This is a genomic window from Vibrio sp. 1401, assembly GCF_033340295.1.
Map to the genome: position 1 here is coordinate 1 of NZ_JAWOWF010000819.1, position 522 is coordinate 522.

1 protein-coding gene is annotated in these 522 nt (G+C 46.4%); it reads left to right on the forward strand.

The genetic code is table 11. The features are described 5' to 3' along the window. Positions 1 to 94 precede the first annotated feature (94 nt). On the forward strand, positions 95 to 522 hold a 428-nt coding region (locus R7Z77_RS28345; protein WP_318137433.1), incomplete at its 3' end, for a GntR family transcriptional regulator.

Genomic DNA, 522 nt, shown 5'->3' on the forward strand with positions numbered 1-522 from the left:
TAGTAATAAACAATCGAAAACAAGGTGTTACCACATTCTGGTACATAGAGGTTGACCAATTGTTATTGGTCGTTATGATGGCGTGAGAAGTTAGATGGAATATAGTGATAATATCATCATGATGCCTTTTGAACCGAAAAGACCGTATCAAGAGATCGGTTTAGTCCTTAGACAAGAACTTATCAATGGCCGTTACGTGGTCGGAGATAGGCTGCCGCCTGAGCGCGATATCGCAGAACGTCTCGACGTTAGCCGCACAGTAGTGCGTGAAGCGATCATCATGCTGGAGCTGGAAAACCTTGTCGAAGTGAAGAAAGGTTCTGGGGTGTATGTCATCAATATTCCATCTCAACCGAACTCCCGTGAGAACGTGATCAGCGATGATGCCGGTCCGTTTGAAATGCTCCAAGCTCGCCAGTTGCTTGAAAGTAACATTGCGGAATTTGCAGCGATGCAAGTAACGCCTGGCGACATCGTGAAAATGCGTGCAGCCCTTGAGTTAGAACGAGAAGAACTTGCCAG